Source organism: Candidatus Williamhamiltonella endosymbiont of Tuberolachnus salignus, assembly GCF_964019775.1.
GTDB classification, from domain to species: domain Bacteria; phylum Pseudomonadota; class Gammaproteobacteria; order Enterobacterales; family Enterobacteriaceae; genus Hamiltonella; species Hamiltonella defendens.
Genome location: NZ_OZ026471.1, coordinates 1,143,346 through 1,158,981 on the forward strand (window position 1 = coordinate 1,143,346; position 15,636 = coordinate 1,158,981).

Here is a 15,636-nt window from a genome sequence, read left to right on the forward strand (position 1 = left end):
TTTTTTTCCTTTAAAAGTGGAAGGCGATTTCAATCAAGCTGTACATAATGCCCACAATGCCGACCGTCGCGGCCGCGCCCCCAAACATACTGACTAATTTGATGACATGGCCTTGCCGTTCGACCTGCATTAAGGTGGTTGCTAACAATCGCTCTCCAAATCGCTCTAACGCCCCTTCCTGATTCGAGGTCTCAAACACACTGTGCATTTTGATGATCGCGTCCTCGCTGGGGAACTCATATCCCGCTGTATCTAACGCCGCGCCTAAATTTTCTTCCCCATCGGCGAGACGCGCTAATGCCGCATTGATTTTTTCTATTAACCAGGGGGATTGGGAGAGGTCTCTCATTTTTATCAGCGCATTTTTAACCGGGATGTTGGAGGACATTAAGGCACTGACACTGGTGACAAAAGTCGATCCCTGTATTCCCTTATAAAAGGAATACGGGGGAAATTTGTCCGCATAAAACCGCCTTTTCCCGACCCAGCGCGGAAAAGAATACACAATGAGAATGCAGGTCAGCACCAATCCGATGAAGAGCCACCCCCCATAGGTAATGAGGAAAAGATAAAAATAATACACGCCTTTTTGAGCCAGGCTCCATTGGACCAGGGGCACGGATTCCAGGAGCAACGGAACGAGCATCACGCAGGCGAGGGTTAAAATCGTCAAAGACAACGAAAAAAGATAAGCACTGGTCAACAGCGCGCCCCGAATCGCCTTTTTTAATTGTTCGGTGGAATGCGCGATGTGGATGGCTTTCTGGAAGCCATCCGCAGGACGACCGGCAATATGGCACGCCTCTATGACACTGATTTCCTGCTCTGGAAACCACGCCTTTAATGCCTCTGCTAAAGGGGTCCCTTCCTCAAAATGCGCCGCGCATTCTTTTAATATCTGCGCGATTTCGTTATTCGGTTTCTTTCCTCGGCGCGTGTAATTGATGATGAGCTTGTCAAAGGTTTTTTGAATGCTTTGGCCGTCCAGCAAATAGTGCCTGAAATTGTCGTAAATATCGGCGCGATCATCGGCGTTAAAAGTCCACTGACACACGAGCCGTTTTAATTTGTTCACTCCACTCTCTCCTGTGATGTTGTGCTTTTTCTCTGATGTCTTCGGTGAACACCAAAAAATCCCGGTCCAGGTTACAGACCTCCTTATGTGCCATGACGGGATCGATCCTTCCTTCATTAATCAGTCGAAGGGTATTGTCACACAAGGTCTGTCCGCCTTTTTGATACCAGTAGTCATAGGCATGGGTTTTTCCCCGCTCGTGATATCGGCGCATGAATTCGGCATCGACTTCGATGACTTCAAAAATCCCCACCCGTCCTTTCACCCCTTTTCCTTCACAGTGTTCACACCCGGAGAGATTTTTCAGGTAAACCTGCTCTGGTTGGCAACATTGTTCAATTAAGTCCTGAAAAACCGGCAAAAGGTCATTTTTATGTTCAAGATAGGGTTTTTTACAATGAGGGCAGAGTTTGGGGGCGAGGCGTTGTCCCACCAGACAGGTGATGAGGGCGGCATCGCTGATGAGGTCGTTTTCAACCTGTAAGCTTTTCAGGCGCGCAATCGTATCCACCGGATGCGTCGTATGCAGCGTGGTTAACACATAGTGGCCCGTTTGGGCCACTTCAATCGCCGCGGTGGCTGAAAGGTGATCGCGCACTTCCCCGATGACAATACAGTTAATATCAAGCCGCATCAGGCTTTTGACGGATTGCCACCATTCTTCTTTGGGGCCTAACGCGGTTTGCACCGCCCCTTTAATCGGCGACTCGACCGGATTTTCAACGGTGGCCAGATGGATCCCAGGGTCTCTGGCCGTCATCCGTTCGCTGATCACCTGAACCAGGGTACTTTTCCCCGATCCCATCGGCCCGGTAAAAAAAATCACCCCCGTCGGTTTCGATATCGCCCGTTCAAGAACCGCTTCCTGTGGGGCAGTCAACCCTAATTCATTCAGGGACAAGGCCCTGTCACGTCGGGTTATCAAGCGGATCACGGACAGCAATCCTTCCGAAGTGGGGCGGCTGGCAAAACGGCCCCCGGTCAGCCCCAGGGAGTGCACATATTCTTCCCTCACTTTGGCATCGGAGGGCTCTGAGTAAGACACCGAAGCGTGACTCTGATGAAGACACATCGTGTTGTAGAGGCAATTGACATACCGGTTGCCCTCCTCCGCCGCATATTCCTCGTAATAAGCCAACTTTCCGTCGATACGAAAATAGACTGAGCAGACAATTTTTTCCAGACGGATATGCACATCCGAGGCTCTTTGAGTGACCGCGTCACTGAGGATTTTAATGATTCTTTTTTGTATGGTTTTTGTCGATTTGTTCTCTTCATTCTCTGCGTCCGACTCCGCCGATTTTTTGAGTTCGACAATGTCCGATAACGCACAGGGCATTAACGTGAATTGAACGTTATTTTCTTTTAACCGGAGCTCATACTCCATCACTTCAAGACAATCAATAAAAGGCAAAGCGACTTTTAATATCAAAGTGCCGTCATCGCGTTTCACTAAACAGATCGCGTCATTTAACTTTTCAGGTAAACGGTCATCCGGCACGGCATGAGCGCCCGATAAAGGAATGACTTTCATGGTGTCGCCTCAGTTAACATCATTTTATTACCCGAAAAATGGGTGATAGTCACCTCATCCAATGAAACCTGAGTGAGCGTAAAACCGCCTGGGATCGCGTCCCCTTTTTTTCGGGTCATTTCAGTGCCATCAGGAAAACGCAAACGCACAGACAGGCTTTTTCCATGGCCAATCATTTTCGTGATACGCGGAATGGGATCCGGTTTGAGGGACATCGTGGGGCTCCTGTCTAACGAGCCCGTCAATCCCACCTCGTCTTTGGCTTTATTGCGTGCGGACAAGGCCTTGTACCAGGTGATTTGACTTTGCAAGGCATCCAGTTCACCAACGGTGTTGATGTCAGAGGTGGCGCTCAGTAATGAGGGAAAAAGGGTCAACAAAAAAAGAAAGACTTTATGGCTTTCCATACATCACCCCTTGTACCTGATATTGGATGGCGGCGTTATCCTGATTGATCAGCAAGGCGATTTTTTTTATTCTCATCCCGGGGAGTGCACTCTCTTTAAAGATCATTCTCGGAGGAATCGCGCTCTCATAGCTGAAATGCATTTCCCGCCAGTTCGGCAAGGGAAAGTCGATGCCCTGTTCGTCTGTTTTCTTTCCCGCAAAAGGCACCTCCGTTAACCTGAACCTGAGATTATGTCGTTGCAATAATGTCATGAGTTTGTCACGCTGATGTGACAGGGGCAGTAACGGGTCGTCGCCTTCGGGTATGGCATGGATGGGAAGAAAGAAAACGGCGGCCCCGGTTTGTTTTCCGTTAAAGCGGGGGGTCACCGAATAGCGTTTTTCCACACTCCATTTAAAATCCATCGCGCCCACAGCAGAGCCCTCAAGCCGAGCAAAAAGCAGTTCCGCCTTATCATGAAAACAGGTGATCTGAGCGGGGATCCACCCGCCTAATGACAAAGGGATGTCCTGTATTTTTTTGTCGCATCCTTCAATAAAATGTTGAACAGACGGTTTATCTACCCAAGGGGGCTTTAGGCTGAGCAGGGCCGATTGATAGCGAGCGGCTCTATTGATGTCGTCGGCTAATTTTTGTTTTTCTACTGCCATTAAACGGGCTTTATGTTCTTGATGATCCCAATATTCATTCAAAAAATAGAGCACACTCAGGATAAAAATAAAAAAAGACGCCCAACAAATCTTTTCCTTTTGGGTCAGTCCCCAGGTCAAGGGTTTAAGCCTGAATTCTTTTTTCAGATTTTTAACGGCCAGTACGTCCGACCAATCCCTCTCATCCGTCACCCATAAAAACCGTTTGTCTCCAAACACCTTCACTTCCCCCTCGCCTTGGGATAAACGGGCCGTCATATCCCCCACCTCTTGCTCCAAGGCCTCTGAATGCACGATTTTATCGGTCCAGGGCATCACCAACCCGCCGGTGGAGGCAATCACAATATAATGATCCTCCATTGACTCTACTGGGAGCACGGCCAGCCATTTACCGGGGATCAAGGACACCAATGACACCGCCAGCGAATACTTTCCTTTGAGTGGGACAGAAAATTTGGGCGCGAAGCCTGCTTGAATCGATCCGTTTTGCCGGATGGCGACGACATCCAGGTGTTCTCTTTTCCCAATGGCTTTCACTTCTTTCATAAAATGTAAGCCCCCTTTAATCGCCCGCCATTCAAGCCCGACGACGAAGGACTTTTTGTTGTAAGTCACAATATGTATTGGTTTTTTTTCGTGGGACATACATTTTTTCTCATGTATTTCAAAAAATAACATTGAAATACCATTTAATTGTATGTACGATTTGATAAATGAGAATTGAATACGATGCAGTGAAAAATCATCGCAATATTTTGGAACGTGGACTGAGCTTTGATAGCGTTAAGGATTTTGATTTTTCTACGGCCTTCTTTTTTATCGATGAGCGCAAGAATTATCCCGAAGTTCGCTATCTTGCTGTCGGTTACTTAAAAAATCGCTTACACGTTCTGTGTTTTTCTGACATTAAAAACGGCATCAGAGTCATTAGTTTTCGTAAAGCCAATACCAGAGAGGGCATTAAATATGAAAAATCACTTACCCTTGATTGATAAAGAAGGTGAGGTACGTGAACTCAAAGAGGAAGACTTTGCTTTGATGAGACCCGCTGAAGAGGTATTACCCCTTTCTGTTTTGAAAACGCTCGGCATCCGAGGCCCACAAAAAGCCCCTACCAAGCAAAAAATAACCATTCGTCTTTCTCAGGAAGTGGTAGATGCCTTTCGAGCCACAGGTAAACACTGGCAATCTCGTATGGACTGTGCGATGAAAAACTGGTTGAAAGAGCATTCTCCCCATGATGTCAAACCTTGACCCACTTTTTTAACGCAATAAAGGGGTGATGGTGATCACAAAAGATTCTTTCTTGCTTTTCCCTGACATCCCTCCGCCGAATAAAAAATGGCGGGAGGAACCGACTCCTCGTTGACTCCCGTCTTGAATATTTTGTTCAAAACCACTCATGAGAACCGTTTCTCCAGGCTTGAGCCATACCCGTTGTGGAATAGAGCGGGAGTCGGTATCGGGCGCTTCGATGCTTTCAGTTTTGTTCCTGTTTTCTATTCTTCTCAGCCGATTGAGCGAGGAGATATCCATCATCATCGTCAGCATCATTTTTTCATTGCCCTCTAAGATTTTTGGCATGATGTTAATGTTGGTACCGGTGGTGATTTCCCCGGGTTCGAGTGATTGAACCGGCTCAGCGCCCGTCGTTGTGTTGCCCGTCGTGACCGACGTTTTGCGCAAATAAGTGGTTTGCTTTCCAATCTGCATTCCCGCAGTCGCCAGATTCGTGGTCATGATAGACAGTGTTTTCACATCCGATACCTTGACCTGCTCAGACAAGGCTTTCAACAAAAATTGTGACCCCGCCCATTGCGACGCTCTCCCCGTGGCCGTCTGCAAAATTTCAAACCCCCCATTGGCCAGATTCGAGCCCGCATTAAAGGCATTCGCCACATGAATCCCGTATTTTCCTGACAAGGATTTAAAAATGATATTCCAGTCAATGCCTGACTGGTCAGCCGTCTCCGTGTGCACGGTGTACACCACCACTTTAAGCAAGACCTGTTTCGACAGCTTGATATTTTCATCTCGCAGGTACTCCCCAATGCGGTTGACCACTTCGGGAACATCTGTCACCACCACCACCCCTGAGGTTTGATTGAGACTGAGCCGCCCCACGCCCGGGGTTAACATGCTTTCCGCGGTTTTTTGGATATCGCCGTAGAGGTCATTGGCCATTTCGGTTTGTTGGGAGGTACTTGAGCCGCTACTCGATCCGCCGCCTCCTGTGCTACTTTGAGTGGATAAACCACTCTTTTGATGATGCTTAAGAGCATATTTTGCATTCGTCGGATCGATATTAAAACGACGGGTTTCCAGATAAAAAAGCGTGATTTCTTCATTTTTGACCCGCCATGAGACCCCTAAACGGGCGGTCACCATATCCAGCAAACCCGCCACATTGCCAGAGTAAGCGACATCCGTGATCGTATTGTTCATCGAGGCTGTTGCTGAATTCAAGCGACTCGTCTGAATGTCCATTGAGGGCAAAGGCATCATGCCGTCGTTATCCATCGGGGGAATGGGCGAAGGCCCCCGATCCCTCTGCTGAGTTTGACCCTTTCCGCCGAGATGAGAAGCCCCTCTGCTGAGCAATGCCGCGGCATCTGGGGAAATGTTCACCCGGAAACCGCATTGCTGTGTCACATCCTGAGCAAACTGGTAAATAGTCTGAGGTTGAGACGTTTTGTAAGTCATATGACAACGTTTTATTTTTTCTGGGATCGCTTTATTGACGGATTTGATGGGAACCGGGTTAATCCATTGCTCTTGATAAAATGTCACCACGGGACGCGCCGTTGAGGCGTCTTTCAGTAGAGCACTGACCTTATCCGAATCTGTTTGAGCCGCTTCCATCACGTTATCAATGCGACGGTGCACTGCACAGCCAGAAAGAAAGAGCGCAATGCTCATGCAAACCGCTAAAAATGGCCTGTTCATGAGTGTCTCTCCTGGTCATCGACTTTGAGCAGACATTGTGTCGTATTGATCCCTGCAAATAGGGGCACCGTGGCCTTGGCATATAAACGAAATATTCCATTCAAGGCGTCACGGAAAGTGCCAGAAAAGGATAAAGGCGCATCTATTCTGTAGTTGGTGTCGGTATCCCAAACAAGATGCCAGGCTCTCCTTTTTTCGGGGGCACATTTTTCCTAAATCCATAAAGACAAGGTGTCTTTGAGGGTAGAGCCTTGCTCTGCGCGCCAGGTTTTCTCTGTCTGAAGAGGTTTTTGGGGCATATCCTCTGTCTTTTTCACAACAGAGTTTCCTGTTGTATTGAAAATGGGTTTTTGCAAGGAGACCTTCTTTTGTGTCTGAGGGGGTATGGGGGCGATGTGTTTATTCTGAGCCCCCTCAATCCTCATTCCACTGGATTGTTGGAGTCTCTCTTGCGCCAGAGCTATCTTTTGACTGCTCCGCTGTATTTGTGACTCGACAAATGGGGCAGGGGCATTGTCATTATGGCGAGTGGGGGAACCCGTACAGCCGAACAGCAACAGGGAAAAAAGGAGAGTTTTCACGGGGAAGGTCATCAAAATGGGCGATTTTTTGAGCGCCGTGCTGTCAGGGTCAATTGAATTGAGTCCGTGATTTTTCTTTTTAGGGCAGATATTTTTTTGAGGATGACCAGAAGTAAATAACGATAGCGCTGAGGATTTTTTTGGGGAGGGAATGCGGCCCTAATCAAACGACGCCGTCTTTTTTGTTCTTGCCCTCTGTCCTGTTTTTTCATTTTTTTCTCCCCCCTTTTAAAATCACAGTAAGATTGAAATACCGCGTTGAAATGCGCATTTTTTTATAAAGCCCCCTAGCTAAATGGAGATAAAAATCCGCCCGGCGGTCTACGCTTAACAAAGGTTTTATGGCAGTGTTAACAAAGTAAATTAAAGACTTTAAGACAAGCGATAGCGAAGAAAGAAAAGAAGGTGATATCGAGTTTATCAAAGCGTAAAGCGAGTCTTTTTTGTTCTTTTATGCTGAAGAAGAAACGTTCAATCGCAGAGCGTGTTTTGTATTTTTCTTTATCATTAGGTTGAATGCCGGTGCAAACAGCCCCTTTTCGTCGGGGTATCACAGGGCTCTTTCCACTATCCCGGATTAATTTTCTGACATCAAAAAAGTCAACTCCCTTATCAGCGATGATGTAGCTCACCTTCCTCCCATTTCCCTTTATCCACAGCTCAGTAAAGGCTTTCATATCGGAGCGCTGTCCTTCAGATAGACAGGCACTCCGGAGAAAGCGGCCTGAAAGACCCACGTGAATTTGAGTGCTCACGCCTTTTCGGCCGCGCCCTATCGATTGAGGTCCCTTTTTTTAAGGCTTCCTGAGCCGTGTCGGTGGATGGCGACCGTCGTACTGTCTACCCATGTACAGTCCATTTTGATTTTCTTTTTTTGTTGTAAACGATAAAGCAAGTTCCAGAACAAGCCATTTTCACTCCATCTTTTAAAGCGCATATAAATCGTATGCCAATGACCGTATAAATCAGGTACATCACGCCAAGGGATACCCGTTCTCAATACGTACAAAACAGCTGAAAAAAACTGATAATGACTGATGCTTGCAGGTCTGCCTGGACGTTTATCATATTTTATAATATGAGGTTCGATGATTTTTATAAAATCACACTCTTTGAGCGGATAGTGCCTGTTTTTCATTTCTTTATCCCCCTAAAAAACAGAGAATATCTTAACATTAACTTTGTTAACAGTGCCATATTAGGGTGGGCCCTGGCAGGACATAGGCGGACTGAGCTCTGTTTAGCGGCTTTACAAATGGCGTATTGGCGTAGAAAGCCCGATAAGGGGCTCATTTACCACTCAGATAGAGGCAGTCAGTACACCAGTAGCGAATACGGGCAACACCTGTCGGTCATGGGGATGCGGGCAAGCCACAGTGACAAGGGCAGTGCTGGGATAATGCCCCTACTGAGCGCTTCTTCCGCACTCTGAAATATGAATATTGACACTAAGAAGCCCTTAAAGACCCCCATGATTCCAAGCTCGGTGTGCTGGACTATTTGGCTTGTTACAATAGTAAACGTCCCCACAGTGTACTCGGATATCTTTCTCCGATGGAGTTTGAGCGAATACCATTCATCAATGTGTCTTAAAAATTTGTTCGGGTTTACTTGACCATTGCACTGTTTTCAAGTTTGTGGCCCAATACGGTCGCATTGATTATGTTGCCAGCAACATGAGTGAGACAACCCGTGACAAAGTGACTGCGGTCATAGAGGCCGGCTGGTCTGTTGAAATTTATTATCGGGAAGTCAAGCAGACTTGTGGAATAGAACGCTGTCAGGCCCGCACGAGTCGAACGCAAAACAATCACATTTTTTTAGCCATATCCGCTTGGTTTGAGCAATATAAGCGGCGCGTATCTCAAAAAATGTCCTTTTATCTTATCAGCAAAAATGGCAGTGGATTAAAACCGTGATTTCTGATTACATGAGATCCTTACTCTCTTTGCCTCACTAAATCACTGCGAAACTCGTGGTTAAGTAAACCACGAACTTCATCTGCTATTTTTGTCCCCCTCAAGGCACAAGCGGATTTAACCGCTTTATGTAAACTTTCAGGAATATCGATAGTCAGTCTTTTCATTTTTTCTGGCACTTTTTTCGTTTCTTCAATAGCTCGAGTCTCAACCCATGAATCAATATCAGGTCTATCTGGTTTAACGCCAAAAATTATTTTTTTATTACTCATGATGGCAACTCCAAAATTTCATCGACCAAAGCAGATATTTCCTTTGCATCACTACTATGAGGTTCTAATTCAAAAACAGCTTTTCCAGCTGCCACTGATTCAGCAAAAATAACCCTTTGAGTGACAGTTGAGTGAAGAACATCTGTTGAATAGGTCGCTAACGCATCACACACGTCACGCCCAATGGCCGTATTTGCGATTTTGCGATTAACAACAAATACGGATTTAATGTTTTCTTTATAAATTTTAGCTTCATTGATAAGAGCAATGACTTCCTGCGCAGCCCACACATCATATGGACTGGGCTGAACAGGTATAATAACCATGTCTGCCGCCATAATCGCAGAACGAGCAAGCTCGGTAACACGAGGAGGGCCATCAATAATGATGTGTTCGTAGTCCTCTGCAAATTTCCTGATTTCCTTATGCAGAGTGGCTCTCGGTAAACCGACAACGGTAAAAAGGGATTCTTCATCTCGAGCAGCGGCCCAATCCAAAGAACTTCCTTGAGGATCAGCATCCAAAAGAAGAGTTCTTTTACCATTTAAGGAGAGCTGAGCCGCAATATTAATACTTAACGTGGTTTTACCCACCCCCCCCCTTTCTGGTTCAAAACTGAGATAATCATAATTGATACCCTTTACGATAAATCTTAAAATCGCAATTCATTAAAGTAGTATTTGCGATTTAATTTTTACAAAAAATAAAACATGAGTCAAGAAAAACAGAAATACGACTATCTGTTTTTACGATAATATAAGTTGGTAAGATATCTAATTAAAGTTGAAAATTCGAGTCAATGAGTTGAATTTAGACTAGCCATAAAAGCTAATTGGCTAAAATTAAGGCCTTTTACCCAGATTTTTGTTCCGGCCGTTCTATTTCTTTGGCCGCTTAAAAACCGCCCGCCTCTTTTAACTTGAATACAATGCCCCCTCTTTTTTTCATCAAATTGAATGAATAACGCATCAGTCAAAATCAATTCTCAGGTTATCTACTGATGTTTTCATGGCTTCTATTTTGGTGAAATAAAAGATGAGCGGTTTTTGATATTTATCTTTCATTAAAGGAATAAAAATTACATAACAATTAAACTGAAAAAACACGAATCATTCCTCTAAAAGGCTCAATATAAAAATATTTAGGAGCTTAATATTATTGAGACTGAACAGACAATCAAAAATTACGGCGGTCTCACTACTGGAGAATTAATAATGATTTCTATAAAAAAATTCAAAAATTTTATACCAAATATAGGTTTATTGAGTTTCCCTAAAACGGGGAAAAATCAAAAAAATACAACAAATCTTACTGATTTTACTCGAATCATAAATTCCCTAAATACGATTAATTATGAAAATGTCACTGAATCACAAAAAAAAGGCAGTTATAACGAGATAGAAGAATTATCATTCGACTTTTGCTAGGATGATTTTTTAAATAAGCTGATTAAATTGATCCCTGAGATAGGTGAAGTGATTATAACTCAAGGTAACAAAGAAGAAGCTCGTGAATTCCTTGAAGGATTATGCGTTAGTTTATCTGCTTATTGCATGATAGAAGAACATGTTCATGGGCCAGGAGGGGGTAAAGCTTATATGAAGTGGTTAACAGAACTAGTTAATGCTTATGTCGATAATGAATCAAGAGATGTTAATGATATTAAAGGTATCCAAAAAAGATTACAGAGAAATTATCGCCGTCAGCTTCTGGGGCCAGTCATCAAAGATTTAGTAAATTTACAATATAGCAGTAACTATTATTTTGAATATTATCATATCCAAGATCGAAAAAATGAAGTAGATGCGGCAAAGCTATTATATGAGGAAACATTTAAAAAAAATGGATTAATATGGAAGCGTAATCGTAAAAACGATATATTTGAGCCCGAAGAAGTTAAGTATAAAGATATTATGGAGTCAGTAAGAGCGGATAAAGTGAATGAAAACATTCATCTCAGTTTTATGTCAATGGATCATGCGACGTCTATCGTTGTGCATAAGTTGGAAGAAAATAAACATATATGGTCATTCTGTGACCCCAATTTTGGTTTAAAAGCATTTGATAACTATTCCGATTTTCGTAAATTTATGAATGAATATTATGACGATCTTAAATCCTTTGAAAAAAAATCTCTCCCTAAAGTTTATTTTTATAAATTTGATGGAGATAAAACATGGAATCGGATTCATCATGAGTGTCATGAACATTCATCGGCCGGTGAACTAAAATATATTTTAGATACATTCATAGGAAATAAAGATAAAAATCAACCGAAATTATTTAAATTAAATAAAAATATCACCGGTCAAATTATGGCTTATGAGCTAAAATTTGATGATAATGGCCGTGAAATAATCAAATCACTCACTGTTAAAACGAAAAAAAATAAAACAGAAAAAGTCGTCGATGTTGAGTTGATTAATGTTAACTCAGCTGATTTGTTTGATGTTCATAAAGCATTAATAGCCAATATCAGTTTTATTGAAAACCTTAAAAGTGATGAGCGATTACTGCTCAACATGTCGAAATATTGGATGTCCAAGCATGTGATAACCCAGCGCATGGCAAGGTAAAAAATCATGTATCCACTACAGTTGTAATTAAATCAAACATGTGAAGAAATCCGCCTCTGATAATGATAAAGTTTCTCTATGGCTTAATTTTCTCGTCGCCAATATAACTCGTGCCATAAATCACACCTAGATTTTTTTACCACTCATTTAAATTAATCTCATTTTACGATAAATCTTAAAATCGTAATTAATTAAAGTAGTATTTACGATTAAAAGCATCTCAAATAAAAAACGAAGGACAAAAAACACAGAAAAACGTATTTCTGTATTTACTACAAAATGTTATGACAAATTCTATTCCACAGATAAAAGTATTTAAATTATTTTGAAGTTTAATATTTACGTAAAAAGTTATCGCCTAAGGGTATATCCTGATGAAATAATTAAAAAAGTGAATGAATGGTCATAATGACATAATCTATATGCGATATGTTTTATGAAATAACTTAAATGCGATAATAAGGTGAAAAAATGTTCATCAGAGCTTATTTAAGAGCATCAACGAAAGATCAATTTGCTGATTGAGCAAAAGAGATGCTGGAGTAATTTATTCAGGAACGCGGCCAGAGAATCGCCTGCTATTACAGGGAAAATGTCAGCGGCATAAAACTCGACAGACCGGAGCTAGGACGATTACTGATAGACAGTCATCGGAATGATATTTTACTGGTAGAAAAAATAGACCGCTTGACTCGACTGAGCAACACGGGATGACGCTGAAAAAGCAGATTGAGCAACATGAGCTGCGAATTGTCAGCCTGGATGTCCCCACTTCATGGCAAGCCTTGTCTGATCTAGAAGCATCACCGAACGATCCGATCACCCGTGCCGTGATTGCCGATATGAACAATATGCTGATAGATCTGATGGCCGCAATGTCACATAAAAACTGGTTGAGCCCTCGATAGAGACAAAATCAAGGAATTGAGCGGGCACATATAAGTTGGGTAAATATCGAGGTAAGCAAGCTGGCGAAGAACGACACAAAAAAGTGTATATACTACAGACAGGTAAAAAACCAAGCATTAAAGAAACTGCTGAAGTGACTGACTATAGTTGCTCGCAGGTATGTCGAATAAAAAACCTATATCGATAAAAAAGTCTGCATTGGTTCTCTATTTCTCATCATTGGGATGTTAAGGCTATTTACACAAAAAAATTTACAGACTCTTGCCTAACGTGAGTTTTCGTTCCACTGAGCGTTAGATCCCTATTACTCCTGAAATTCAAGATTTACCTCGTCGAGGCGAAGGGACTTTCACAATGAATGCGCTGACCGTTGTGAATTAATGGTGACTGAGAAAAGCTGTACGGGCTATGGGGTCTTATTAGCCTGCTACTGCTTGCTTCCCCCCTGATGACTCCAGATGCTAAATTATTTATGAGAGCTAACCCAGTTCTCAGTGCTTAAGCCAACACGAGTATAAGAATAAAAATCATCAATATTGTTCGTTACAAGAGTAACATTCAACGATATTGCGTGAGCGGCGATCATTCTATCGAAGTTTGCTTTTCGATTTGGGAAAAAATGGGTTAACTCTCCATATTTATCTGCTTGTTTTATTCCAAATGGTTCTACATCCAAAACCGATAGTAAGTTCTCAACAGTATCTCTACCCTCTTTTTTAATTCCACAACACAGTTCAGCCCAAGTGATTGCACTAATTATGATTTCTCCCTTTCGATAATTATCGAATTTTTTCACAATTTCGGGGGGACATTTTTTAATGAGATAGATACAGATATTCGTATCTAACATGTACTTTTTCATGACCAGTCCCTTTTATTTTCCTCAAACTCAGGGCGCCTACCTATAAAGTTTTGATTTAAAGTATGTAATATTCGAGGTATATCGCCGAGAGTGCGTTCTTTCGGCTCTACGATAATACGATTACCTTCGCGATAAACAACTAACTCTGTTTGCGGCGGAAAAGCCATCTTAGCAGGGATACGTACAGCTTGTGAGTTTCCTGCACGAAATTGACGCGTATTAAATGTCGACATAAAAAGTTCCTTAACTCAGCACATAAAGTTATAACACGTTATTACGTTTTTTTATTATTGTCAATTTTATCTTTAAGGTGGGCAATTCATGGGGCAGACAAGAGAAACTCATTGAAAGTTTATTCTTAATATATCTCAGGGGTTCCAACACTCAGGCTTGTTGTTATTTCGAGGAAAAATCACTTTTATTTCCTGATTTTTAGGTGTTTAAGAAGCACTAGCGTTTGTAGGTTATTTAAGAGTTGATGCTGATGATTCAAAAATAAAAAAGAAATAAAATCAAAATCAAAAATTTAGATAAATTCATAATATACTCATTAAATAATTAATGTATAGACTCAACTGCTTTAAAAACCGTCATGGTCTACTCTCCTCTCTTCAAATATTGATATAACGTTTCCCGACTGATACCCAAGTCGCGTGCAACCTGTGCTTTTTTATCGCCGGCAACAACGCGGCGATATAGTTCGGTCATTTCACTCTCCGAGAGTGATTTTTTTCGACCACGGTAAGCGCCCCTCTGTTTGGCTAATGCAATCCCTTCGCGCTGGCGTTCTTTGATTAAGGCGCGCTCAAATTCAGCAAATGCGCCCATGACAGATAACATCAGATTGGCCATGGGTGAGTCTTCGCCGGTAAAGCTAAGATGTTCCTTGACAAACTCAATGCGGACGCCGCGTTGCGTCAACAGTTGAACGAGGCGGCGTAAATCATCAAGATTACGGGCCAGACGATCCATGCTATGCACCAACACGGTATCGCCACTACGGGCGAAACTGAGTAATGCCTCCAATTCTGGTCGTTTGATATCCTTGCCCGAGGCTTTGTCGGTAAAAATGCGATCGACTGTGATGCCTTCGAGCTGCCGCTCTGAATTTTGGTCAAAAGTACTGACCCGAATATAGCCAATACGTTGTCCCGTCATTAATTATCCCCAAAAGTGTCAGAGATAACTCTATAACCTTTGTTTTTTTGTGTCAATAAATAGAAAATTTGATTCTATTCTGACAGTTTTGTGATGAGAGCCTAACATCAGGATAGGGTATAGCTCAATCTGACAATAGGAGAACTGTATGCTTGATAAAAGGAATGGCCGTGGCGATATACTTAGGTTTCGCTTGGCGACCCCTGCGGACATCGGCTCACTGGCCGCTCTGCACGGATGATTCGCCGGTGACTGACTCTTCAGCTAGAAAAAAATTCATTGCGGCATTCCAATCCGCTCTGATGAACATCGAAGAACAGAGCAGATTCGTGCCTTTTGTAGCTGAAAGTAACAGCCAGATCGTCGCAGTCTTGTCGATAATCAAAGTGGCAAAAATTCCTCACCCCGACGACATCAATGGTCAATGGGGATATCTAACAAATGTTTACACATTGCCGGAATTTCGGAATAAAGGAACTGGCGGGCGCCTGCTCGCTGAAGCTAAAAACTGGGCGGAAGCTCAACAATTGGAATTGCTGGTCGTCTGGCCAAGCGACAAGAGCTACGCATTCTACGAGCGTGCCGGTTTCCGGCGCGAGGCAGATCCACTGGTGCTAAAACTTTAAGCGAGCTCCACAGGAAAGTGTTGGACAACTACAGTTGTTCAGTAAAGCTTGGCGAATGAAAGGGACTTCCCCTAAATTAAGTTTACTGTCCTCACTTTTGTGCCATTATGGGGAAGATA

The 15,636-nt window shown here is 43.0% G+C and carries 20 protein-coding genes and 3 pseudogenes; 8 read left to right on the forward strand and 15 right to left on the reverse strand.

The window, feature by feature from the left end:
* Window positions 1-10: 10 nt before the first annotated feature.
* Genes AACL23_RS05510 through pilO2 form a run of 4 tightly spaced genes read right to left on the reverse strand, consistent with a single transcriptional unit; the run spans window position 11 to window position 4,313 of the window.
* Window positions 11-1,075: a type II secretion system F family protein gene (locus tag AACL23_RS05510; RefSeq protein WP_339050593.1), complete on the reverse strand. Its 1,065-nt coding sequence runs from the start codon at window positions 1,073-1,075 to the stop codon at window positions 11-13.
* On the reverse strand, window positions 1,035-2,609 hold the full coding sequence (locus AACL23_RS05515) for a GspE/PulE family protein (RefSeq protein WP_339050595.1): 1,575 nt from the start codon (window positions 2,607-2,609) through the stop codon (window positions 1,035-1,037). The genes AACL23_RS05510 and AACL23_RS05515 overlap by 41 nt, the downstream gene beginning before the upstream one ends.
* Window positions 2,606-3,016: a type IV pilus biogenesis protein PilP gene (pilP, locus tag AACL23_RS05520; RefSeq protein WP_339050597.1), complete on the reverse strand. Its 411-nt coding sequence runs from the start codon at window positions 3,014-3,016 to the stop codon at window positions 2,606-2,608. Before pilP ends, AACL23_RS05515 begins: the two co-directional genes overlap by 4 nt.
* The gene (gene pilO2 / locus AACL23_RS05525; protein WP_339050599.1) at window positions 3,003-4,313 is read right to left on the reverse strand and encodes a type 4b pilus protein PilO2; all 1,311 of its coding nucleotides are present in this window, start codon (window positions 4,311-4,313) and stop codon (window positions 3,003-3,005) included. The genes pilP and pilO2 overlap by 14 nt, the downstream gene beginning before the upstream one ends.
* A 68-nt stretch (window positions 4,314-4,381) precedes the next feature.
* Here pilO2 and AACL23_RS05530 point away from each other — a divergent pair, with 68 nt between their 5' ends.
* A complete protein-coding gene (locus AACL23_RS05530; protein WP_015873100.1) occupies window positions 4,382-4,660 on the forward strand; it encodes a BrnT family toxin in 279 nt (92 codons plus the stop codon).
* The gene (locus AACL23_RS05535; RefSeq protein WP_100096820.1) at window positions 4,635-4,922 is read left to right on the forward strand and encodes a BrnA antitoxin family protein; all 288 of its coding nucleotides are present in this window, start codon (window positions 4,635-4,637) and stop codon (window positions 4,920-4,922) included. The genes AACL23_RS05530 and AACL23_RS05535 overlap by 26 nt, the downstream gene beginning before the upstream one ends.
* 9 nt (window positions 4,923-4,931) lie before the next feature.
* Here AACL23_RS05535 and AACL23_RS05540 read toward each other — a convergent pair whose 3' ends face one another.
* The 6 genes and pseudogenes from AACL23_RS05540 to AACL23_RS05565 all read right to left on the reverse strand — a co-directional run bounded on the left by AACL23_RS05540 (window position 4,932) and on the right by AACL23_RS05565 (window position 8,333).
* Window positions 4,932-6,614, reverse strand: a complete 1,683-nt coding sequence (locus tag AACL23_RS05540) for a PilN family type IVB pilus formation outer membrane protein (protein ID WP_100096821.1) — start codon at window positions 6,612-6,614, stop codon at window positions 4,932-4,934.
* Window positions 6,611-6,793: pseudogene (locus tag AACL23_RS05545) on the reverse strand (TcpQ domain-containing protein); the annotation flags it as partial. The pseudogene AACL23_RS05545 and the gene AACL23_RS05540, both read right to left, overlap by 4 nt.
* 33 nt (window positions 6,794-6,826) lie before the next feature.
* Window positions 6,827-7,195: a hypothetical protein gene (locus AACL23_RS05550; protein ID WP_234817399.1), complete on the reverse strand. Its 369-nt coding sequence runs from the start codon at window positions 7,193-7,195 to the stop codon at window positions 6,827-6,829.
* Window positions 7,196-7,206: 11 nt separating this feature from the next.
* Window positions 7,207-7,407 carry a hypothetical protein gene (locus AACL23_RS05555; RefSeq protein WP_100096822.1) on the reverse strand — a complete coding sequence of 67 codons (201 nt, stop codon included), beginning with the start codon at window positions 7,405-7,407 and terminating at the stop codon, window positions 7,207-7,209.
* A 138-nt stretch (window positions 7,408-7,545) separates the two neighbouring features.
* On the reverse strand, window positions 7,546-7,950 hold the full coding sequence (locus tag AACL23_RS05560; RefSeq protein ID WP_158530960.1) for a transposase: 405 nt from the start codon (window positions 7,948-7,950) through the stop codon (window positions 7,546-7,548).
* A gap of 17 nt (window positions 7,951-7,967) precedes the next feature.
* A complete protein-coding gene (locus tag AACL23_RS05565) occupies window positions 7,968-8,333 on the reverse strand; it encodes a transposase (protein WP_012737981.1) in 366 nt (121 codons plus the stop codon).
* Between AACL23_RS05565 and AACL23_RS05570 the strand changes: the two genes are divergently transcribed.
* The 3 genes from AACL23_RS05570 to AACL23_RS05575 all read left to right on the forward strand — a co-directional run bounded on the left by AACL23_RS05570 (window position 8,319) and on the right by AACL23_RS05575 (window position 9,114).
* Window positions 8,319-8,627, forward strand: a complete 309-nt coding sequence (locus AACL23_RS05570) for a DDE-type integrase/transposase/recombinase (protein WP_157791468.1) — start codon at window positions 8,319-8,321, stop codon at window positions 8,625-8,627. The two genes, AACL23_RS05565 and AACL23_RS05570, sit on opposite strands and share 15 nt — an antisense overlap.
* Before the next feature lie 56 nt (window positions 8,628-8,683).
* Window positions 8,684-8,788, forward strand: coding sequence for an IS3 family transposase (locus AACL23_RS10240; protein ID WP_086935016.1), 105 nt, complete (start codon window positions 8,684-8,686; stop codon window positions 8,786-8,788).
* Window positions 8,789-8,871: 83 nt separating this feature from the next.
* Entirely contained in the window at window positions 8,872-9,114 is a 243-nt protein-coding gene (locus AACL23_RS05575) for a hypothetical protein (RefSeq protein ID WP_158530980.1), read from the forward strand.
* Between the two features lie 20 nt (window positions 9,115-9,134).
* On the opposite strand, the gene AACL23_RS05580 is transcribed toward AACL23_RS05575, so the two are convergent.
* Entirely contained in the window at window positions 9,135-9,386 is a 252-nt protein-coding gene (locus AACL23_RS05580) for a plasmid partition protein ParG (protein WP_015874449.1), read from the reverse strand.
* A pseudogene (gene parA, locus AACL23_RS05585) lies at window positions 9,383-10,014 on the reverse strand (ParA family partition ATPase). The gene AACL23_RS05580 and the pseudogene parA overlap by 4 nt, the downstream one beginning before the upstream one ends.
* A gap of 826 nt (window positions 10,015-10,840) precedes the next feature.
* Here parA and AACL23_RS05590 point away from each other — a divergent pair.
* Both AACL23_RS05590 and AACL23_RS05595 read left to right on the forward strand, forming a co-directional pair.
* Window positions 10,841-11,962: a hypothetical protein gene (locus AACL23_RS05590; RefSeq protein WP_339050607.1), complete on the forward strand. Its 1,122-nt coding sequence runs from the start codon at window positions 10,841-10,843 to the stop codon at window positions 11,960-11,962.
* A gap of 471 nt (window positions 11,963-12,433) precedes the next feature.
* Window positions 12,434-13,058 (forward strand): annotated as a pseudogene (locus AACL23_RS05595) (recombinase family protein).
* A gap of 279 nt (window positions 13,059-13,337) precedes the next feature.
* On the opposite strand, the gene AACL23_RS05600 reads toward AACL23_RS05595, so the two are convergent.
* From AACL23_RS05600 to AACL23_RS05610, 3 genes are all read right to left on the reverse strand, one after another.
* A complete protein-coding gene (locus AACL23_RS05600) occupies window positions 13,338-13,733 on the reverse strand; it encodes a type II toxin-antitoxin system VapC family toxin (protein WP_100096828.1) in 396 nt (131 codons plus the stop codon).
* Entirely contained in the window at window positions 13,730-13,966 is a 237-nt protein-coding gene (locus AACL23_RS05605) for an antitoxin (RefSeq protein ID WP_015874453.1), read from the reverse strand. Before AACL23_RS05605 ends, AACL23_RS05600 begins: the two co-directional genes overlap by 4 nt.
* Window positions 13,967-14,330: 364 nt before the next feature.
* Entirely contained in the window at window positions 14,331-14,891 is a 561-nt protein-coding gene (locus AACL23_RS05610; protein ID WP_100096829.1) for a recombinase family protein, read from the reverse strand.
* 248 nt (window positions 14,892-15,139) lie between these two features.
* Here AACL23_RS05610 and AACL23_RS05615 point away from each other — a divergent pair, with 248 nt between their 5' ends.
* Complete coding sequence (locus AACL23_RS05615) at window positions 15,140-15,517, forward strand: GNAT family N-acetyltransferase (protein WP_158530981.1); 378 nt, start codon at window positions 15,140-15,142, stop codon at window positions 15,515-15,517.
* Window positions 15,518-15,636: the final 119 nt, after the last annotated feature.